Annotated in this window: 22 protein-coding genes and 1 tRNA gene; 11 read left to right on the top strand and 12 right to left on the bottom strand. The window is 58.6% G+C overall.

Translation table 11 applies throughout. The features are described from left to right. Positions 1–37: 37 nt before the first annotated feature. Positions 38–111, top strand: a tRNA-Gly gene (locus tag GC131_07845). A 1-nt stretch (position 112) separates the two neighbouring features. Here the strand turns inward: GC131_07845 and GC131_07840 are convergent. Next, a complete protein-coding gene (locus GC131_07840) occupies positions 113–859 on the bottom strand; it encodes a helix-turn-helix domain-containing protein (GenBank protein ID MBI1273981.1) in 747 nt (248 codons plus the stop codon). A gap of 186 nt (positions 860–1,045) precedes the next feature. Between GC131_07840 and GC131_07835 the strand changes: the two genes are divergently transcribed. Continuing rightward, on the top strand, positions 1,046–1,249 hold the full coding sequence (locus GC131_07835) for a hypothetical protein (GenBank protein MBI1273980.1): 204 nt from the start codon (positions 1,046–1,048) through the stop codon (positions 1,247–1,249). Positions 1,250–1,441: 192 nt separating this feature from the next. On the opposite strand, the gene GC131_07830 is transcribed toward GC131_07835, so the two are convergent. After that, positions 1,442–1,780, bottom strand: coding sequence for a hypothetical protein (locus GC131_07830; GenBank protein MBI1273979.1), 339 nt, complete (start codon positions 1,778–1,780; stop codon positions 1,442–1,444). A gap of 292 nt (positions 1,781–2,072) precedes the next feature. Between GC131_07830 and GC131_07825 the strand changes: the two genes are divergently transcribed. Continuing rightward, positions 2,073–2,714, top strand: coding sequence for a helix-turn-helix domain-containing protein (locus tag GC131_07825; GenBank protein MBI1273978.1), 642 nt, complete (start codon positions 2,073–2,075; stop codon positions 2,712–2,714). Between the two features lie 12 nt (positions 2,715–2,726). On the opposite strand, the gene GC131_07820 is transcribed toward GC131_07825, so the two are convergent. From GC131_07820 to GC131_07775, 10 genes are all read right to left on the bottom strand, one after another. Next, entirely contained in the window at positions 2,727–3,821 is a 1,095-nt protein-coding gene (locus GC131_07820) for a hypothetical protein (GenBank protein ID MBI1273977.1), read from the bottom strand. Between the two features lie 249 nt (positions 3,822–4,070). Then, positions 4,071–5,387, bottom strand: a complete 1,317-nt coding sequence (locus tag GC131_07815) for a nucleotide sugar dehydrogenase (protein MBI1273976.1) — start codon at positions 5,385–5,387, stop codon at positions 4,071–4,073. Between the two features lie 14 nt (positions 5,388–5,401). After that, entirely contained in the window at positions 5,402–5,869 is a 468-nt protein-coding gene (locus GC131_07810; GenBank protein MBI1273975.1) for a dUTP diphosphatase, read from the bottom strand. A gap of 12 nt (positions 5,870–5,881) precedes the next feature. Further along, complete coding sequence (gene coaBC / locus GC131_07805) at positions 5,882–7,111, bottom strand: bifunctional phosphopantothenoylcysteine decarboxylase/phosphopantothenate--cysteine ligase CoaBC (protein MBI1273974.1); 1,230 nt, start codon at positions 7,109–7,111, stop codon at positions 5,882–5,884. An 85-nt stretch (positions 7,112–7,196) separates the two neighbouring features. Beyond that, positions 7,197–8,960 (bottom strand): SLC13 family permease, encoded by a 1,764-nt coding sequence (locus GC131_07800; GenBank protein MBI1273973.1) that lies wholly within the window; start codon positions 8,958–8,960, stop codon positions 7,197–7,199. Between the two features lie 114 nt (positions 8,961–9,074). Next, positions 9,075–9,959, bottom strand: a complete 885-nt coding sequence (locus GC131_07795; GenBank protein ID MBI1273972.1) for a transporter substrate-binding domain-containing protein — start codon at positions 9,957–9,959, stop codon at positions 9,075–9,077. 112 nt (positions 9,960–10,071) lie between these two features. Continuing rightward, positions 10,072–10,587, bottom strand: a complete 516-nt coding sequence (locus GC131_07790; GenBank protein ID MBI1273971.1) for a hypothetical protein — start codon at positions 10,585–10,587, stop codon at positions 10,072–10,074. Between the two features lie 35 nt (positions 10,588–10,622). Then, positions 10,623–11,774 (bottom strand): tRNA guanosine(34) transglycosylase Tgt, encoded by a 1,152-nt coding sequence (tgt, locus tag GC131_07785; protein MBI1273970.1) that lies wholly within the window; start codon positions 11,772–11,774, stop codon positions 10,623–10,625. Then, positions 11,771–12,808, bottom strand: a complete 1,038-nt coding sequence (gene queA, locus GC131_07780) for a tRNA preQ1(34) S-adenosylmethionine ribosyltransferase-isomerase QueA (protein ID MBI1273969.1) — start codon at positions 12,806–12,808, stop codon at positions 11,771–11,773. Before queA ends, tgt begins: the two co-directional genes overlap by 4 nt. Positions 12,809–12,978: 170 nt before the next feature. Next, on the bottom strand, positions 12,979–13,506 hold the full coding sequence (locus GC131_07775) for a glycine zipper 2TM domain-containing protein (GenBank protein ID MBI1273968.1): 528 nt from the start codon (positions 13,504–13,506) through the stop codon (positions 12,979–12,981). A gap of 199 nt (positions 13,507–13,705) precedes the next feature. On the opposite strand from GC131_07775, the gene GC131_07770 reads away from it, so the two are divergent. The 8 genes from GC131_07770 to GC131_07735 all read left to right on the top strand — a co-directional run bounded on the left by GC131_07770 (position 13,706) and on the right by GC131_07735 (position 20,157). Continuing rightward, a complete protein-coding gene (locus tag GC131_07770) occupies positions 13,706–14,125 on the top strand; it encodes a YjbQ family protein (protein MBI1273967.1) in 420 nt (139 codons plus the stop codon). An 18-nt stretch (positions 14,126–14,143) separates the two neighbouring features. Further along, complete coding sequence (locus GC131_07765) at positions 14,144–14,389, top strand: acyl carrier protein (protein MBI1273966.1); 246 nt, start codon at positions 14,144–14,146, stop codon at positions 14,387–14,389. Between the two features lie 6 nt (positions 14,390–14,395). Beyond that, positions 14,396–15,832 carry an AMP-binding protein gene (locus tag GC131_07760; GenBank protein MBI1273965.1) on the top strand — a complete coding sequence of 479 codons (1,437 nt, stop codon included), beginning with the start codon at positions 14,396–14,398 and terminating at the stop codon, positions 15,830–15,832. A gap of 2 nt (positions 15,833–15,834) precedes the next feature. Beyond that, positions 15,835–16,905: an acyl-protein synthetase gene (locus tag GC131_07755; GenBank protein ID MBI1273964.1), complete on the top strand. Its 1,071-nt coding sequence runs from the start codon at positions 15,835–15,837 to the stop codon at positions 16,903–16,905. Next, a complete protein-coding gene (locus GC131_07750) occupies positions 16,902–18,161 on the top strand; it encodes a gamma-glutamyl phosphate reductase (protein ID MBI1273963.1) in 1,260 nt (419 codons plus the stop codon). The genes GC131_07755 and GC131_07750 overlap by 4 nt, the downstream gene beginning before the upstream one ends. Next, entirely contained in the window at positions 18,158–18,796 is a 639-nt protein-coding gene (locus GC131_07745) for an acetyltransferase (GenBank protein ID MBI1273962.1), read from the top strand. The genes GC131_07750 and GC131_07745 overlap by 4 nt, the downstream gene beginning before the upstream one ends. A 187-nt stretch (positions 18,797–18,983) precedes the next feature. Next, entirely contained in the window at positions 18,984–19,586 is a 603-nt protein-coding gene (locus tag GC131_07740; GenBank protein ID MBI1273961.1) for a pilus assembly protein, read from the top strand. Further along, positions 19,573–20,157, top strand: a complete 585-nt coding sequence (locus GC131_07735) for a hypothetical protein (GenBank protein ID MBI1273960.1) — start codon at positions 19,573–19,575, stop codon at positions 20,155–20,157. Before GC131_07740 ends, GC131_07735 begins: the two co-directional genes overlap by 14 nt. Positions 20,158–20,196 lie beyond the last annotated feature (39 nt).

Genomic DNA, 20,196 nt, shown 5'->3' with positions numbered 1-20,196 from the left:
CTTGGCCGGAAAAAGATAGTGTATTATGCGCCAAGTTGCGGGTGTAGCTCAATGGTAGAGCTCCAGCTTCCCAAGCTGGCTACGCGGGTTCGATTCCCGTCACCCGCTCCAATTACCTCTTCCTTTTGTCCCCCGCAGTCTGCCAGACTGGCGCGGCACCCTTGTTTTCGTCCCCCGGCCGGGGGCGACGGAATTTGTAGCCGGGCGGGACAACGGCGTCCTTCCACAACGCTTCAAACTGCCTGCGATAAGATTGTGCGATGGACGGAATTTTATGCGTCACGACAATCGGCGACGGTTCGCCCACGAACGACATGATTGCCAGCCGGTCGCCATAGAGATAATAGGCGACATCGTCATAGCTGCCTCTGGCCTGCCAACGGTACTCCGTATAATCGCTGCCGAAAAATGCATCTCCCTCACAAAGAATGGCGCGTACATTCACATCATCACGTTCGGCCGCAATATCCATCATACGGCCAACATGCACTCTCGAGAACTCGTACCTAATGTGGTTATATAACTGCATTTCGTTCATACCGACATGCTGAACCAGCCCCCCGTGCTTGGACATATATTCATAGACATTGTCGAAATGCCGGCGCAGGCCTTCGTCGCCTGTCAGCACTTCCACGCCCTGCGGCTTGAAACGCACACCCGAATTGCCGCTGAACTCTATGCCCTGCTCGTCAAGCACGCGCATAATGTCGGCCAGTGTTCCTTCGCGCGGGCGCACCGCGCCATCCTCGATGCGTTTGATCGCCTGACGCGTCAGACCGGTTCGCTCGGCAAGATGCTCAGCGCTCCAACCCAACAGTCCGCGTGCGCCCCGTATTTGCCGCCCTTCGATTTTTTCCATAAAATTAATTCTCCTGATGACAAAAATTCCGTTTCATGTATTATTACATTACGTAATGTGAATTAACAAGCGATAAAAATAACAAAATGTTATCTTAATACCGGTTTTCAGTTACCGCAGGCAACAGGACAAGAGGTGGCACGCAGGCTAAAGCGATTGAATCTTCATAGAAAAATGGAGGGACATATGACGTACGGACAGATGTGTAAAAAATTCGGCAAGGTCATGGCGATGGATATCCTCATGTCGCTTGAGAAAATGGCGCAAATACAGACCGATGCCGCACGGCTAGCAATGCGGGAAGAAGAACGGCTGCAAACCGCACTGATCCGGCTTGACGATGTGTGCCCGATCGACGAGGCAGAAACGATCAAGCATGCAGCGGGGTAACCAGCCCATGCGTTATGCGGATATGATCGCGCGTTACGGCGCCGATGGCGCCTTCGATATGCTTGTCATCATCGAGAAGCTGGCGCGCACAGGAAATACCGCCGCCGTTCATATGACCGAGGAAGAACGGTTGCAAACGGCTTTTGCAAGAATAGGAGAAACAGGGCCCGCTACCGGCCCCCAACAAGGAGCCTAGCCGGAGCCTGTCGCGTCTTCCGGCACCTGATCGACCAGGAAGCGCACCGCATCGTCATAAGCGGCAGGCGCAAGGCTTTCGATTTCGCCTACGCCGAAACGTTCGAACAGGCCATTGCGGACATCGTCTTCCTTCTTGCCGCGTGTATGCGCCACATAGCTGACAAGCGCGGTGATGGAAATAATCTCCGACTCTGAAAGGCCGCGCGGTTTATGCCCTTCCCATTCACCGGCCATGACGGCATCGCTCATCTGCTTCAGATCAGCAAGGTCGCGCGCCAGCGCATCGCGTGCGCTGTCCATATCCGTTTTTGGTTTGCGGCTGTTGTCGTTCATGATCTTTTTGCTTCTAACATTCATTTCTTAACCATAGCTGAGTAAGTGCAAGCTGTTTTTTATAGATAACGATTCGCCAACTATGATGGCCTTTATACATGCCAATATTGGTCAATTAAATAACATAAATAGTTTCATGCTGCGTTAGACAGATGATCTAAGGCATTATTTTTTAAGGTTAATATGATTTAACGCAGTGCAAAAAACTCGAAACTATTACTTTACTTGCCAAATACCCTAAAATGGTAGTTAATCGAGCAGATACAGGCCAAATAGAGCAAGAGAAACCGCCATGCCCTCACCCGCACAACTTCGCGCTGCACGAGGTCTGCTGGACTGGACGAGGGCCGATCTCGCCAAAGCCGCCAGCATATCCCCCGAAACCATCAAGAATATTGAGCACGGCACCTTCCGCCCGCAGGAATCAACCGCCGAAGCAATCGTGCGGGCCTTCAGGGCACGCGATGTGGAGTTTACCGAAAACGAAGGCGTGCAAAAGCACAAAGAGCTGGTCAAAACCTACATCGGGCACGAAGGGTACAAGCAAGTCCTTGATGACATCTTTGACGCCATGAAGACCGAAGGCGGGATTACGCGTCACTTCAACTTCAGCGACAATCTGATGGAGAACTTCACTTCCGCCTATTCGAAAGCCCATCTTGATCGCATGGGAACCATCAAGAATCTCGATGCGAAGTGCCTTATTCCTTATGGCGACACCAACTTCGCCGCAAAATACGGTGAATACCGCTGGCTAAGGAAAGACCACACGCACGCCCTGCCATACTATCTTTTCGGCAATCACGTCATCTTCTACATGAAAGCGTCGGCCGAGGATGTCATGATCGTTTCGATATATTCGGAACAGCTTATCAAATCGCTGATACAACAGTTCGATGCTTTCTGGCAGGAAGCGGTCGTCCCGACCAAATAGCGCCCGGCCTTATTAGCCAAAATTAAGCGCGCTTGCCTTGAGCTTGATCTTATCCCTGAACCTGTCGGCATCGGCAACGACATGGACGAAATCCTTGTCTTCTTGCAGCCCGGCGCGTTCCAGAATCGGCCATATATGCCGATTGCTTGACCAGTAGGGCATTTCAACGTCACGGAGCTGGCTACCATAACGATCCTGCGCGGCATGATCGGCGGCCTTGACCCCTTCGACCAGCAAGGCGGTTATGCTTTGTTCCGACATTTTTTCGTTGTCGGCGAACACCAGCGTATCGGTCATGTGCGGACCACTACGGCCCAAAACCGTGTCACCGAAAAAGCAGCCGATAACTTCGCCGCGCTTTCCGTACGCAACACGGATGATCGATGGATTGTATCTGGCCATATAGGCCAGATATTTTTTCGCGCGTTCCGGCGACCAGTTTCGTCCATCCTGGTCCGGGCCGGTGGATTTCCTTGCCATGAACTCGGATACTTTTTTCATAGCCCTGTGATTTGAGACATCCAATGGCTTGATAGCGACATTTGCATCAGGCAAATTCGGCAGGCATGTGATGCTTGCGGCGGCAATATGGAACAGGGATTTCGGCTCGTAATCCATGGCCATCCACCATTCATATGGATGCTTCCCTGCAAGCTTTTTATATGTCTGGCCTTCCCAGACGGCCAAATCCTCCCCGAATTCCTGCCGGCTAGCCGTATTGGCGGCGATCATGCCTTCGTGCAGAAGCCTCGTGCCCAACCTTGCTTCCGGGTTATTACGATGTTCGGGCAGCACCACGATATCGAAGGAAGAAACGCGCATGCCGTCTTTGCCGGGCATGATATCGGCAAAAAACCCGGCGCAGAGTTTGCCGGTTTTTTTGTCGCGTACCGCAAGGATTGCAGAAGGTCTTTGCAAGCGTTGCTTCAGAAGCTTGAGCGCCCCTTCCAGATCCCATTCCGGCTGGACTTCTTTGACCGTGTTGAAGCCGGCCGCGTACACGCCCGCCAATTCGGCAACAAAATCCTTATCGCTATTCTGGTCAATGGCGACCAGTTCATAGCTCTCGTCTTCCGAAAACAGGTTCTTGGGTGAACTACTAGCCATGTCGCTTATAGCCCAGCACGCGCAACGGGAATCTCATCAATTTCGCTTTCCGCAAAATAGTAATTTATTGCCAATAATATGTATATAAATATTCAAGCAATCTTAGGGTTTAGCCCAAATAAGGCGAAAATAAAAACGTTCGTTTTGATTTTTTTTGGCCCGCTTTTCTTTACCCTAATTGCAATATAACATATTGATATTGCTATGATATACAATAGCATTATTAACCAGATTTATAGTGAAAATAAACTATCTGCGGCCTATCGATGCATAGGCGATTCCCGCTTCCCGCATCTCGTCGCCCTTATAGACATTCCGTAAATCCACCACCACCGGCGCCCGCATCAGGCTGCGCAGGCGGGCAAGATCGAGCGCGCGAAATTCGTTCCATTCGGTAAGAATGGCGGCGCAATCGGCGCCCGCAAGCGCATCATAGGCATCCTTGCACAAGGTCACGCCCGGCAGAACGCGTGCGGCATATTCCATCCCGGCGGGATCGAAGGCGCGCACAACCGCGCCAGCTTTCTGCAATGCCGGGACGATTTCGAGGCTGACGCTATCGCGCATATCGTCGGTGTTGGGTTTGAAGGTAAGCCCGAGAATGGCGATGGTCTTGCCCTTCACGCCGCCGCCCTTCGGCCCGCCGCAAGCATCCATGATGCGCGTGGCCATGCTGGCCTTGCGCCTGTCGTTCACATCCACAACGGTTTCGACGATACGCATGGGCGAACCCGCTTCCTGTGCCGTGCGCACAAGCGCAAGCGTATCTTTGGGGAAACACGAACCGCCGAAACCCGGCCCGGCATGCAAAAACTTGCGGCCGATGCGGCCATCAAGCCCGATGCCGCGCGCGACATCCTGCACATCCGCGCCAACACGCTCGCACAAATCCGCAATCTCGTTGATAAAGGTGATCTTGGTGGCAAGGAAAGCGTTGGCGGCATATTTGATCAGCTCGGCGGTTTCCAGACCGGTCTGCACCACCGGTGTTTCGTTGATATAGAGCGGCCGGTAGAGCGCACGCATCACATCGCCCGCGCGGGTATTTTCAGCGCCAATCACCACGCGGTCCGGGCGCATGAAATCACCGATCGCGGATCCTTCGCGCAAAAATTCCGGGTTGGAGCACACATCGAAATCGGCAGCCGGGTTGGCTTCGCGGATGATTTTCTGCACCTCCCGCCCGGTGCCGACCGGCACGGTGGATTTGGTCACGACCACGGTATAGCCATCAAGCCGCCCGGCGATATCCTTCGCGGCCGCGTAAACATAGGAAAGATCGGCATGCCCGTCGCCGCGGCGGCTGGGCGTTCCGACGGCAATAAAAATCGCGTCGGCATCGGCCGCCGCGCCATCGAGCGTATCTGCGAACTTCAGATTGCCTTTGGCGGCGTTGCGTTCGACCAGGTCATCGAGACCGGGTTCATAAATGGGAATCTGGCCCTTTTGCAGGCGCGCGATTTTTTCCTTGTTGGAATCGATACAGACAACGGTATGGCCGAATTCGGCGAAGCATGCCGCAGATACAAGCCCGACATAACCGGCACCAAGAATCGCAATATTCATAAATTAATCCCGTTTCAATTCGCCGTGCGCCGCATCGTACCCGTGGAACCGAATCCGCCTTCGCCGCGGGCGGACGCCGGCAGTTCCCGCACTTCGGACCAGCCGATACGGGTATAGGAGGCGATAACCATCTGCGCAATGCGCATGCCGCGCGTAATGGTGAAAGGCTCGGTGCCCGTATTGGCGAGAATGACGCCAACCTCGCCCCTGTAATCGGCATCGACCGTGCCGGGCGCATTGAGCACCGTCACGCCATGTTTGAGCGCAAGGCCGGAACGCGGCCGCACCTGCGCTTCATAGCCTTCCGGCAGCGCGATGCACAGCCCCGTAGGCACCAGGGCACGTGCCTGCGGCGCGATCACCAAATCTTGCGCCACCGCCGCTTGCAGATCCATGCCGGCGGCCTGTTCGGTTGCATAGGCGGGAAGATCGAGCCCTTCGGCGTGCGGAAGGCGGGTAACGGCGATCTTGATCTGGCTCATGCTTTTCTATTCCTAGGCTGCCTTGAAATGATCGGAGACGCGGGCCGCCAACAAACGCGCCACATCGTCCTTCGGCATGGCGTCCCATGATTCTGTCACAACCTTACCCGCGCTATCGCGCGCAAGCAACGTGACCTTGTTTTCATCGGCATCGAAAACCGCGCCGCCGGAAACATCGTTCACAACAATCCAGTCGCAATTCTTACCCGCAAGCTTGCGCCGGGCGTTTTCATCCGCCTTTTCGGTTTCAGCGGCAAAGCCAACCACAAGGCGGGGGCGAATGTTCCCTTCGCGCGCTATCATGGCCAGAATATCCGGGTTTTCAACCAGCCGCAGCGCGGGTTCGGCGGCGCCCTTCTTCAGTTTTTGCGCGCTTTCCTCAGCCGGGCGCCAATCGGCCACCGCGGCGGCGCACACGGCGATATCGGCCGGCAACGCGGCTTCGCACGCTTCAAGCATTTCGCGCGCGGTTTGAACATGTATGGTGCGGATGCCCGCAGGGTCGGGTAACGCAACGGGGCCGGTAACAAGCGTCACGGCCGCCCCTTCGCGCGCCAGCGCGGCGGCGATGGCATGGCCTTGCTTGCCCGAAGACCGGTTGCCAATGAACCGCACGGGATCGAGCGGTTCATGCGTTGGCCCGCTTGTAACAAGCGCGCGGCGGCCGCTAAGCGGGCCGGGCTGCGCAAAATATTTTTCGATGTCCGCTACAATCTCGGCGACTTCGGCCATGCGGCCTTCGCCCACTTCACCGCACGCCATTTCACCCGTGCCCGGCCGCACCAGCATGGTGCCACGCGCCGCAAGCACGGCAATGTTCGCCTGCACCGCTTCGCTTTGCCACATCTTGGCGTTCATGGCGGGGACAACAAGGATGGGTTTGTCGGACGCGAGTAAAGTCGTGCTGGCAAGATCATCCGCGCGCCCTTGCGCCAGCCGCGCGATCAGGTTCGCGCTTGCGGGCGCGACAACGGCAAGATCGGCTGTTCGCGTAAGGCGGATATGCCCCATTTCATGTTCGTCCGTGAGCGAGAACAGATCGTCATAGACCTTTTCGCCGGAGAGCGAGGAAACCGAAAGCGGCGTGACGAATTCCGCCCCGCCTTTGGTGAGGATGCAGCGCACCGTGGCGCCGCGTTCCTTCAGGCGGCGAATGAGATCGAGGCTTTTATAGGCCGCGATCCCGCCCGATATAACAAGCAGGATGCGCCTTCCCTGCAAACTGAAACTGCTGTTTTCCATGCAGATTTTATAGCCCAATCGGGCGGCGCAGGCACGCGCTATATGCCCGCCTAAGTCATTGATCGGCCGCAAAACACGGCCGCGCCTACATCCATACCAGCTCGATCATGAGCGTACCGCCAATAAGGACGAAAATGCTGAGCGGCAGACCGAGCTTCCAGTAATCGCTGAAACGGTAGCCGCCGGGCCCCATTACCAGCGTGTTCGATTGATGCCCGATCGGCGTGAGAAAATCGCACGAAGCGCCGATCGCAACCGCCATCAAAAGCGGATCGACCGCGAGCCCGATCTGCTGCCCCAAATTGACCGCCAGCGGCGCCATAAGCAGAACGGTGGCCGCGTTATTGAGCATCGGCGTTATCGCCATGGTTGCAAACATCACAAGGCCCACAACCCACAAATCGCCAAGGCCGGGCGCAAGCCCGGCGATGGTTCCCGCGATCAGTTGCGCCGCGCCCGTGGTTTCAAGCGCGCCCGTTACCGGGATCATGGCACCCAGAAGTATGATGATGGGCCAATCGACCGCCTTATATATGTCGCCCGCAGAAAGGCGCTTGAGCACAATGAGCGCCAGCACGCCCGCAAGGAAGGCGACGGCGACCGGGAAAATCTTGAGCACGCTTAGCGTGATAACAGCCGCCATCACAAGACCGACAAGCCACGGCTTGCGGCTTTGACCGAGCTTGAGATCGCGCCGTGCCAGCGGCAGACATTGCAGCCATTGCAACACGGCCGTGAGGTTGCCGGCATAGCCTTGCACCACGATGACATCGCCTTCTTCAAACGTGATGCTGCCGAGCCTTTGCCGTATATTACGGCCGCGCCGGCGGATCGCCAGCAAATTAACCTGGTAGCGTGTGCGCAACTGGAACGATTTGCTGTTGTGGCCAATCAGGGAAGAAGCTTCGGTGATGATCGCTTCGGCAATTTCGGTTTCTTTTTTGGTCGCATCCCCTTTCTTGTCGCCGCCCACAAGTTCGAGCTTCATGCGAACAACAAAATCATTCAGCGTTTCCGGATCGCCTTCCAGCACCAGCACATCGCCCGCGAAAACCACCGTTTTCGTGCCGGTTATAATGCGATGGAAGCTGCCGCGCGTAAGACCGACCACCGCGATACTGTCCTCCGCCATCTTTTCAATTTCGGCTATGGTTTTGCCGACAATCAGCGATTTTTCTCCGACCACAACCTCGGTCAAATAATCTTCGATATTAAACTGTTCGTTCTGCGCCGCACCCGCCCGCTGCATCGGCAGCTTGCGCCATGCATACACAAGATAAAGCAGGCCGATCACTACAAGCACGATGCCGACGGGCCCGAAATCGAACATTTCATAGGGCTTGCCCGTGATCTTTTCGCGAATGGCGGAAATCATAAGATTGGGCGGCGTGCCTATTAACGTCGTCAGCCCGCCAAGCAGGGAAGCGAAGGCCATCGGCATCAACAGCGCGCTGGGCGATTGCTTGGCCGTTTTTGCGCTTCCGATCGCGGCGGGCAGAAACAGCGCCAGCGCCGCCACGTTATTGATGAAGGCAGAGCATACCGCCACCAGCAGCGAAAAAATCAGCACGCGCAGCGTAGGTGTTTGCATCAAACCCTGAAAACGATCGAGCACGATGATAGGAAGACCGGATTGCGCAACGCCGTAGCTGAGGATAAGCGCGCATGCGACCGTAGTGACGACCGGGTCGGCAAAGCCGGAAAAGGCTTCAGCGGCGGGCACAAGCCCCAACGCCACCGCCGCGAACAACGCCGCCGCTGCGACAATATCGTAGCGCCAGCGGTTGCAGATAAAGAGCGCCAGCGTAACGGCCAGCAGGGCGATGATCTGGGATTGTTCTAAGGTCATGCGATACCGGCAAACGCGGGCGGGGCAGACAGGTTAACCCGTCAGCACGGTATTTGTAAGACATTTTCATGGTGCCGGGCCATGCGCAGGACACAAGCCCAAACGCCACGAGGCCTAGGAAGCGCGTTGTTCCCGGTAGCTTTTCGCGACCCGCAGATAATCGCCGGGCAGTTTTTCATACCGTTCAATGTATTCATCCACCGTACCACGATTCAACAGCTCCGCGACCGACTGATCGACAACGGATTTCAGCTTGGCGTGATCGTGGTTCATGGCGAAGCAGTTTGCGAACACCTGCAAGGGGTGGCCGGGGAACAGTTCTGTCAGGCTGCCGGGATTTTGCTTGATATAGCTGTTGGCGAAACCGATGTCGGCCAGCACGATATCGGCCTTGCCCATGCCGACATTCAGCAGCATCTGGGCGTAATCCGTGTTCAGCGGCATGGAAGTAACCTTGGCGCTGCTGAAACGGTCTTCGATCACATAGGCGGAAATATCGCCGTCGATCGTGCTGATGGTCACGCCAGGATCGTTGATATCGCGCACAGTCTTGAAGCGCGCTGCGTTGCCGGGGCGGGCATAGATGCCAAGCCCGCTGTAGAACATGGGCTGACAGAAACCGGCGGCGCGAATACGGGGGCCGGTGGGCCACAGATTGGCAAACACAACGTCATAACGGCCCGTGTTGAGCCCTTCGAAGGCGTTGCCAAAATAAACTTCTTCGCTCCATTCGATTTCGACGCCGATATTCTTCGCGGCCTTCTGCGCCACGTCATGGACAAGGCCGCCGAGCCGGCCGGTGGCCGGGTCGCGCTTCACCATCACGTCATAAAGAATATAGCCGGCGCGCAGCTTGTTGGTGCGCAGCACACGCTCGATCGGATCGGCGTCGCGCTCGATCGCCGTGTTTTCGCGGCCGCATGAAGCCAGCCCGGCCGCCGAAGCGCCAAGACCTGCCGCGCCCACAACTTTCAGAAAATCACGCTTTTTGCCGTCCATCGCCAGCCCCTGTCGCTTATTGAATCGGATGCGCGGGAGTGTCTCAGAAAAGCCCGGGCGCGACAACGCAAACAATACTTTCCGTATTGGTTTATGCAGTTATATCAATATGTTAATCGAATGTTTCGGGTGCCGCCGCGCCCCAGAAATCCGCCTTGCGCAGCCAGCCTTCGGCGCCGCCCGCTTCGAGCATGCACCATTCGCTTTCGCAAGATTCCAGACGGGCGATCACGCCGCCTTCCAGCTGCGCCACTACCGGCGCGGCGGCATCGGGCTTGAGATGCAGCTTGCGCTGCTTGCCGGTAATGATGGCGGTGCGGCGATAACGCAGCATGGTTTTGTGCACCCAGCCTTCCGAACCCTCCCAATCGCGCACCCGGCGCCAAACATCGAATGTCGCGGTAATTTCAACCGGCATGCCTTCGCGCCGGTAAACCCATTCGACCGGGTAGCGCTTGCCGGGGCCCGTGCGCAGGTTCACTTCGTTGAAGCGCAGCGCCGCGAACTGCGGATACTGGGTTTGCGTGGTGGCGGTTTTTTCTTCCTGATCGGCGCGCAGGCCGATCGCGGCCACAACGGCGGCCACGAACAGGCAGAAAACGAATATGACGGCTTGGCGGAAATACATACGTATCTTCTAAACCAGCCGCGCGCCCCCGGCAACTATCCGGCGGCGGGTTTGCCGGCCTTTTCCGGCGGATCGATATCGCCGCGCGTATAGCCGGCATAAAAGGCTTCGGCGAAGGCGGCGAAGGCGCCGGCTTCAATGGCGGCCCGGATGCCGCGCATCAAATCTTGATAGTAATGCATGTTGTGCCAGCTTAGCAGCATCGGACCCAGCATCTCATCGGCCCGGAACAGGTGGTGCAGATAGGCGCGGCTGTGGTTCGCGCAGGCCGGGCAGCCGCAATTTTCATCGAGCGGACGTTTATCGGCCGCATGACGGGCGTTGCGAATGTTCAACACGCCGCGGCTTGTAAAACCTTGCCCGGTACGGCCCGAACGCGTGGGGATTACGCAATCGAACATATCGACCCCACGCGCCACGGCACCGACCATATCATCGGGCCGCCCGACCCCCATGAGATAGCGCGGCTTACCGGCCGGGAGCACCGCTTTGGTGACATCAAGCATGGCGAACATGCTTTCCTGCCCTTCGCCCACGGCAAGGCCGCCGATACCGTAACCATCGAAACCGATCTTGCGCAGCGCTTCGACCGATTCAAGCCGCAGATGCGGGTGCACGCCGCCTTGCACGATCCCGAACAGGCCGTAGCCTGTGCGCGCCTTGAAGGCATCGCGCGAACGCTGCGCCCAGCGCATCGACATGCGCATGGATTGCGCCGCCACATCCGGTTCAGCCGGGAACGGCGTGCATTCATCGAACGCCATTGCGATATCGCTATCGAGCAAATGCTGGATTTCGATCGAGCGTTCGGGCGTCAGGTTATATTGCGTGCCATCGACGTGGGAGCGAAAGACCACGCCCTGTTCGGTCAGCTTGCGCAACCCCGTCAGCGACATCACCTGAAAACCGCCGGAATCCGTCAAAATCGGGCCCTGCCAGCCGGTGAAGGCGTGCAGCCCGCCCAGCGCCGCGATCTGTTCCGCCCCGGGACGCAGCATCAGATGATAGGTGTTGCAGATGGCAAGTTCGGCTCCGGCGGCAGCGACATCGCGCCAGTGCATGCCCTTTACGCTCGCGGCCGTGGCCGTGGCCATGAAGCATGGCGTTTCAAAACTGCCATGCGCGGTGGTGACGCGACCGCGCCGCGCATCGCCATCATATGCCAGAAGATCGAATTGCGTGCTCATGCGCGTTCCAGCAAGGTTGCATCGCCGTAGGAAAAGAAACGGTAGCGACGCTCTATAGCATGGCGGTAGGCGGCTTGCATACGATCCCGCCCCGCGAAAGCGGACACCAGCATGAAAAGCGTGGATTCCGGCAAATGGAAATTGGTCATCAGCGCATCGACCGCCCTGAAGGCAAAACCGGGATAAATAAATATATCGGTTTCACCCGCAAACGGCGCAATGGCCCCGCCGCGCGCGGCGGTTTCCAGCAGCCGTGCCGCCGTGGTGCCGACGGCAACGATGCGGCGACCTTCCTGCTTCGCGCGCAAAAGCCTTGCGGCATTTTCGGGCGTTACCTCCCCCCATTCGGCATGCATCACATGATCGGCGATGCGCGCAGCCTTGACCGGCAGGAACGTGCCCGCCCCGACATGCAGCGTCACATGCATGCGCTCAATGCCCTTTGCATCAAGCGCGGCAAGCAGTTCGGGCGTAAAATGCAGCCCCGCCGTGGGCGCGGCCACCGCGCCGTCACGCGCGGCATAAACGGTTTGATAATCGGCGCGGTCTTCCGCGGTATCGCCAGCCGCGCGTTTGATATAGGGCGGCAGCGGCATATGGCCATGCGCCTGCATGAAGGCGAGCAGACCGGCATGGCTGCATGAAAATTCCAGCGCCAGTTCGCCCCCTTCCCACTTTTCCATAATTTTTGCACGAATATCGGGGGCGAAGATTATGTCGTCGCCCGCGCGCAAGCGCTTGCCGGGCCGGGCAAAGGCCAGCCAGAGCCCCCCGCCCGCATGTTTGTGCAAAAGCGTTTCCACGCGCACATCGCCGCGCCACCCGATCAGGCGGGATGGGATCACGCGCGTATCGTTGAACACCATCAGATCGCCCGCACGCAGCAGGCCGGGCAAATCATGCACCTGCCTATCGGCCAGCGCCGCGGGGGTAACGTGCAAAAGCCGCGCGGCATCGCGCGGACGCGCGGGCGCGGGCGCGATCAGTTCGGGCGGCAGGTCGAAGGCAAAATCACTGGTGAGCAGATCGGTCATGGCGCTTTCCTGTTCCCCGGCGGGGAAGAAGGCCATTATTACGGCGGCGGCGGGCAAAAGAAAACCCGGAACCGCTTACATCCAGCGGTTCCGGGCGCCTCTCTCACGCGCTGCTCAATCACGTGAGACCTATAATCCACCACAGATTCGTGGCGGAAATTTGACCTTATCTAGTCATTTATCTGCCAGCTGCCGTCGGGCTGCATGCAGGCGGTGCCGTAGCTTTCGCGCAACTGGTTGCCGATCTGCACGCTGCTGGTGTATTCGCGGCAATAGCTGCCATTGGAGGATGTGGGCGAAACATAGCCTTGCTGCACATAGACCGGTTGCGGTTGCGGCACGTATATCACTTGTGTCGTGTGATAGGCCGGGGCCACATAGTTGGGCCGGTAATGCGCACGGTGGCGCTGCGGCGCGTAGTAGCTGGTGGTTTGGCCCCTGTAATAGGTATGGTCTGCACGATCGAGCGAACGGCCGACCGAGCTGCCTACCAGGCCGCCCGCGAACACGCCGACGCTGGTCGCGATCACCTTGCCGGTACCGTGACCGAACTGGTTGCCGAGCAGGCCGCCAAGCCCGGCGCCAAGCAACAGGCCGGCGGTATCCTTGCCCGCATGGGCGGGGGCTGCGGCCAGCGGCATCGCAAGCGCGATCACCGCGGCGGTTAAAGCGAAGTTCGAGAAAAGCCTGCTGCGCATATCTTCCTCCGAGCAGTTGTGACGGCGTGTGCCGTCTTACATCAAAAAGTTAGGGTCAGCTTATGGCAAGAATGGGGCGCAATCCGCGCGAATTCAGGGTTTCTTGCACTGGGGATAAATTGTATCTTATTGATATAACTTGATAAGAGCAGAAAAGCGTTAAATTGACCGGCAGCACAATGTCTTTAGGATCAAGCCCATGAAGTCTTACCGCAAGGAACTGGTTTTCAACATCCCTTCACGCCGCGCCTATATCAATATTACGCCGCAGGTCGAAGAGGCGCTGGCCGAAAGCGGCATCCGTGAAGGGTTTCTGCTTTGCAATTCTATGCATATAAGCTCGAGCGTTTTTATCAACGACGACGAGCGCGGGTTGCACAACGACTTCGAAGAATGGCTGGAAAAACTGGCGCCGGAAAAGCCGCACGACCGGTACCGCCACAACGACACCGGCGAGGATAATGCCGACGCGCATTTGAAACGGCAGGTGATGGGCCGCGAAGTGACCGTGGCCATAACCGGCGGCAAGCTGGATTTCGGCACATGGGAACAGATATTTTACGGCGAATATGACGGCAAGCGCCGCAAACGCGTGCTTGTGAAGATAATCGGCGAATAGCCGCCCTTGAAAGGAACAATGCCCGTGACCAATGCCGACCGACTGGCCGAATGTTTTCGCAGCGCCCTTGCGCTTGATGGCAAGGAGCCGGTCGAGCGGCTGGCCTACCAGGATACCGCCGCGTGGGATTCGATCGCGCATATGCGGCTGGTGGCCTCCATCGAAGGGGCGTTCGAAGTTATGTTCACAACCGAGCAGATACTGGATATGAGCGATTACGCCAAGGCGCGCTCCATCCTCGCGCTGCACGGCGTCACCGTGTAACGGACCATGCGCGCGCTCGATCTTCCGCAAGACCTGATTGCGCCCGACGCGCCGGACGACGCCCCCGCTCTATTCGATCAGAGTTTGCAGGACTGGATCAGCTACGGCGCGCTACGCGAACGCGTAGCCGAAATGGCCAAAACCTTTGCCGGCGATCACAAACATCTGGTTTTCCTGCTCGCGCGTAACAGCGCGGCGTGCGCGGTCGCCTATCTCGCGATTGCCGCCGCCGGGCACGCAATCATGATGCTCGATCACGATTGCGAGGAAAGCACGCTTAGCAGCCTGCGCAAGGCTTACCGGCCCGACTGGATCGTGGCGCCCGCGCCGCTCGCAAACCCGACCGGGCTGCGCCGGCTGCAAGCGGGGGCCGACGGCATGCAGATTTATGAAGCGGACAAGCACGATACGGCCGGGATCAACCCGCAATTATTTTTGCTGCTTTCGACATCAGGCAGCACGGGAAGCAAGAAATTCGTGCGGCTTGCTTACCGCAACCTCGCGCATAATATCGCCGCGGTTATTGACGCGCTTGCGCTGGACCCGGCACAACGGGCGGTGCTGCATTTGCCGCTTTCCTATTCCTTCGGGCTTTCCGTTCTGCACACGCTGCTTGCCTGCGGCGGCAGCGTCGTGCTGACCGAAGCGAGCGTTGTGCAAAACGATTTCTGGAAACTGGTGCAAAACCGGCAATGCACGCTGTTTGCCGGCGTGCCTTCGCATTTTACCATGGTGCAGCGGCTTGGGCTTGCGCGGTTGCACGCGCCGACGCTCAACACCTGGCTGCAGGCGGGCGGCAAGGCCGACGCCGGATTGCTGCAGGATTTCGCCGACAAGCTTGGCACGCGCGGCGGCAAGCTTGTCGTGATGTACGGGCAAACCGAGGCATCACCGCGCATGACCACGCTGCGTTTTGAAGATTTTGCGCGCAAATCCGGCACGGTCGGGCAAGCGCTTGAAGGGGGCACGCTTGAGGTCATCAGCAAGGATGGCTATCCCTGCCCGCCGGGCACGGAGGGCGAGGTTGTGTATCGCGGGCCGAACGTGATGTTCGGCTATGCCGACGACCGCGCCGATCTTTCGCGCGGCGACGACATGCGCACCACACTGATCACCGGCGATTACGGCGTGCTGGACGAGGAAGGCTTTCTCACCATCACCGGGCGCAAGCAGCGCATGGCAAAGATCCACGGTTTGCGCGTGATGCTGGATGAGGTTGAGGCGATTGGCCGTTCCGTTACGCCCTGCGCGGCGATGGATTGCGGCGATCATATTGTCATCGCCACCGATCAGCGCGACCAGAGCGTGCAAAAACAGCTTGAGCAGGTATTGCAGGAACGCATGCAACTGCCTTCGCAGAGCATAAAGCTGAAATACCTGCCTTCGCTGCCGCTGACCGGACAGGGCAAAATTGATTACGTAAGATTGCGGGGGCTTTTGTGACGCTGGAAAAGCTTTTGCATGTACCGCCCTTCAGCCTTGGCCAGGCGATCAAGGAAACGCACCTGCTTCCGCTTTTGCGCATGCTGACAGCCGAGCACGCGGCGCATTGCCCGGCTTATGCAAAAATCCTTTCCCTCAGCGCCCCCGATTATCAAGGCGCGGATACGCTGGCGGCGCTGCCCTTTATACCGGTTTCGCTGTTCAAGCACCGGCTGCTTTCAAGCGTGCCCGAACGCATGGTGCGCACCACGCTGACATCCAGCGGGACAAGCGGGCCCGTAAGCCGCATCCCGCTCGATGCCGCAACGGCGAAGCTGCAGGCGCGCGCGCTCGCGATCATCATGCAAGACGTGATCGGCACGGAACGCCTGCCCATGCTGATCATCGACAAACCTTCCAGCGTCGGCGGCGCGGAGCAGATTAATGCGCGCGCGGCCGGGATCCTCGGGCTCATGCCGCTCGGGCGCAACCACGCTTTCGCGCTGAGCGAGGATATGGAACCAAACCGCGCCGCGATCGGGCAATTCCTGCTTGAACACGGCACCGCGCCGTTCCTTATGTTCGGCTTCACCTTTATGGTCTGGCAGCATTTCCGGCAGCCGCTGCGCGAACGCGGCTACGATATGCAGAACGGCATTTTGTTGCACAGCGGCGGGTGGAAACAATTGCAGGCACAGGCGGTCGATAACAAAGCCTTCCGCTCGGGGCTTGAAAAATCCTTCGGGTTGCGGCGTATCCATAATTTTTACGGCATGGCCGAACAGGTCGGCAGCATCTTTGTAGAAAACAGTGACGGGTTGCTTTACCCGCCGGTTTTCGCCGACGTTATCATTCGCGACCCGCTGACCTTGGCGCCCGCGCCGCGCGGCGAAGCCGGGCTGATACAGGTGCTTTCCCCGCTGCCGCGCAGCTATCCCGGTCATTCGCTGCTGACCGAGGATATCGGGCGCATTATCGCGGTCGATAGCGGCGTTGACGGCCGCATGGGCAAGGGCTTCGTGGTTGAAGGACGGGTTCCGCGCGCGCCGCTGCGCGGCTGCGGCGATGTACACGGCGCGGGGCTGGCGGCATGACAATACAGGTTATCGCCCCCCGGGGAACGGAAACCGATGCGGCCGCGCTGATCGCGCAGCAGGAACAGGCGCGTCGCGACCACCCGCTGCAACCCTTTGCCGAAGAAACAAAAAATTTCCTTGCCGCTTTTTCCGAACTGCTGTTGCACGACACGGGAGCGCGCAAATATCCGGAACTGCAGGCGCTCGGGTTCTGGTTGCGCCCGGCTTCGCTGCAACGGGTGGAAGCGCACTTTAAAATGACGCAACCCGCAGGCAGCCGCAGCGCGCCGCGCGGTCTTGTGCTGCATTTTCCGCCCGCGAATGTCGATACCATCTTCGTCTATACGCTGGCGCTGGCGCTCCTTGCCGGCAATGCCAGTATCACACGCCTTTCCGGGCGCGCCGGCGCGGCGGGACAATTGCTGGCGGCGTTGCTGCGGCAAGCCTGCGCGCAGGCCGGGCCCGCCATCGCCGCACACATATATATAGTGCGCTATGCGCACGATGCCGCCACGACCGGGCTTCTGAGCCGCGCGGCGGACGTGCGCATGATCTGGGGGGGCGATGAAGCGGTGGCCGCCGTACGCGCCATTGCCGCCGGGCCGCTGACCAAAGACCTCGCTTTCGCTGATAAATTTTCATGGGCGGCGTTCGATGCCAAACAATACGCGGCCATGCCCGAAGACGCGCGCGAAAAAATGGCGGGGCAGTTTGCCAACGATTTATTCTGGTACGAGCAAATGGCCTGTTCCAGCCCGCGCGCGATTGCGTGGGTAGGCACGGAAGATGCCGCGACCGGCGCGGGGGATGATTTTTACAGGCGCGTAAGTGCCGCCGCCGGGTATAAGGCCATGCGCATTGATGCTGGCGCGCATATGGCACGGCTGGGCGCCGATTACCTCGCGCAAGTCGATCTGCCGATTACGCTGCGCCGCACCTTCGGTCCGCGGCTTGCGGTTTTGCGCATCATAGCGCCCGAAGCGCTGTTGCCGTTCAAGCGGGTGGGTTACGGGCACGGGCTTTTGATCGAATGCGTGCTGCCCGGCCTCGCGGCACTGGCGGACATGGCCGAGCGCCGCGACCAGACGCTGGTGCATGCGGGTTTTTCGCCCGCCATATTGCAGGAATTTGCCGCCCGCTGCGGCGGGCGCGGCTTCGACCGGCTCGTGCCGCCCGGACAGGCGCTGGCTTTTCACCATATATGGGACGGGTATGATATAGTCCGCGAATTGACGCGGTGCGTGCAAACAGGCTTTGAGGCGGGTGTGTCATGACCAAGAAAAATCTGGTGATTGTCGGTGCGGGCGGGCTCGGGCTCGAAGTGGCGGGCTACGCCGAAGATGCGATGGCGGCGGGCGCCGCTTTCCGGATTCGCGGCTTCCTTGACGATACCAAAGCGGTCGGCACGCCGCATGCCGGCGCCAAGGTAATTGGCGCGATCGACAATTACGTGCCCGAAGACGGCGATGCATGCGTGATTGCGATGGGCGAACCCGATCACCGCCGCACCGTAACCCACCGGCTTTTACGCCGCGGCGCGCAATTCACCACGCTCGTGCACCCGCGCGCCTATGTCGCATCCAGCGCGAAGCTGGGCGAAGGTTGCGTCATATCGCACCAGGCGACCGTGGCGGCGGAAGCCGTGCTGGGCGCGCAGGTTTTTCTGAATGTCGGCGCACTGGTCGGCCACGAAGCCGTGATCGGGGATTTTTCATGCCTTAGCCCCTATGCGCTGATGCTCGGGCGCGCGCAGCTGGCGGATAGCGTCTATCTTGGTTCCGCCACCATCATCACGCCCGGCATTAAGGTCGGCACGCGGGCGCGGATCAGTGCGGGCAGCGTCGTTTACAATATGGTCCCCCCGGGCGCGATTGCGCTTGGCAACCCGGCCCGCTTTAAAACCGCCTGATTCCTTAACTTTTGCCTTTGCCCGGATTATTTAAGAAATTTCAGGTTATTTTTTGCCTCGCACCGGTCCCGGGTGCACGAAACAATTGCTTTCAAGGCCAAAAAACCGGCAAAGTGCGTCGAAATTCGTATTAATTCTTTTTAATGATTAAGGGCATGGTTAACCATGTCATGGTAAGCTGACAAACATGCGAAATAGCCTTGGCATATTGCGCCTGATGCGGCGCGTCCGCCCCGCCGTTCCCGGCAGGCAGAACGGCGAGCGCGGCTCGACGGCCGTCGAATTCGCGTTCATCGCGCCCGTGCTGTTTTCCGTCATGCTCGGCACGATCGAAGTTTCGATGATCATGTTTGTGCAGCATCAATTGGAAGGCGCGGCCTATAACGCTTCACGCACCGGCAAGACCGGTTACAAGGAAGCCGGCAAGACGCAAACGGAAACCATCAAGGCCGCGCTTATCAAGCACCTGAGCAACGTGATCGATACGGACGAGATCACAATTTCGTCCGAGGCATACACAACGTTCAGCAAAGTCGGCCAGCCCGAACCCTATGTCGATGCCAACGGCAATGGCCACTGGGATACGGGTGAGAACTTCACGGATGTGAATGGCAACGGCACATACGATACGGACCAGGGCAAAACCGGCGCAGGCAGTTCGTCGGAAATCGTGGTCTATACCATCGGCTACCCCTGGAAGATCATGACGCCGCTTATGTCGGAAATTTTCGGCAATAACGGCGATTACCCGCTCGAAGCCAAGATCGTGGTGCGCAATGAACCTTATTAGTGCCATACGCCGCAGGTTGAACGGCCCGACACGGCGCGGCGAGCGCGGCATCGCGGCCGTGGAATTCGCCATGGCGATGCCGGTTTTGGTGACCATGCTTTACGGCGGGTTCGAGCTGACCCGTTTTATTATGATCGTGCAGAAATCGGAGCGCATCGCCCACACCGTGGCCGATATCGTGGCGCAATCCGAAAATTCGATCAGCGCTTCGCAAATGAACGACATTTTGCTCGCGGCCGCGGAAATGATGGAACCCTTTGCGTTCGGCACCGACGGAATCGTGATCGTTAGCTCGGTTTACCGCGACAACAGCGGCAACCCGGCCACCAAAGTACGCTGGCAATATTCCGGCGGCGGCACGCTAAGCAAAAGCAGCCAGATCGGCAGCACCGGCGGGGCGGCTTCGCTGCCCAACGGGCTGACGCTTAACGACAAGGATAATGTGGTGATAACGGAGGTGTATTACACATATACGCCCGCAATTGCCGACGACATCATTCCGGAAACCGAGATTTACAAGACCTCTATCTACAAACCGCGCCTCGGCACGCTTATCACGCCGCCCACATAAAGGATGGATGCCATGCGTAACATCGCCCGCAATATCGAC

The sequence above is a fragment of the Alphaproteobacteria bacterium genome, from assembly GCA_016124955.1.
Taxonomy (GTDB): Bacteria; Pseudomonadota; Alphaproteobacteria; order UBA9219; family RFNS01; genus RI-461.
This window is presented reverse-complemented; position numbering and strand designations above follow the sequence as displayed.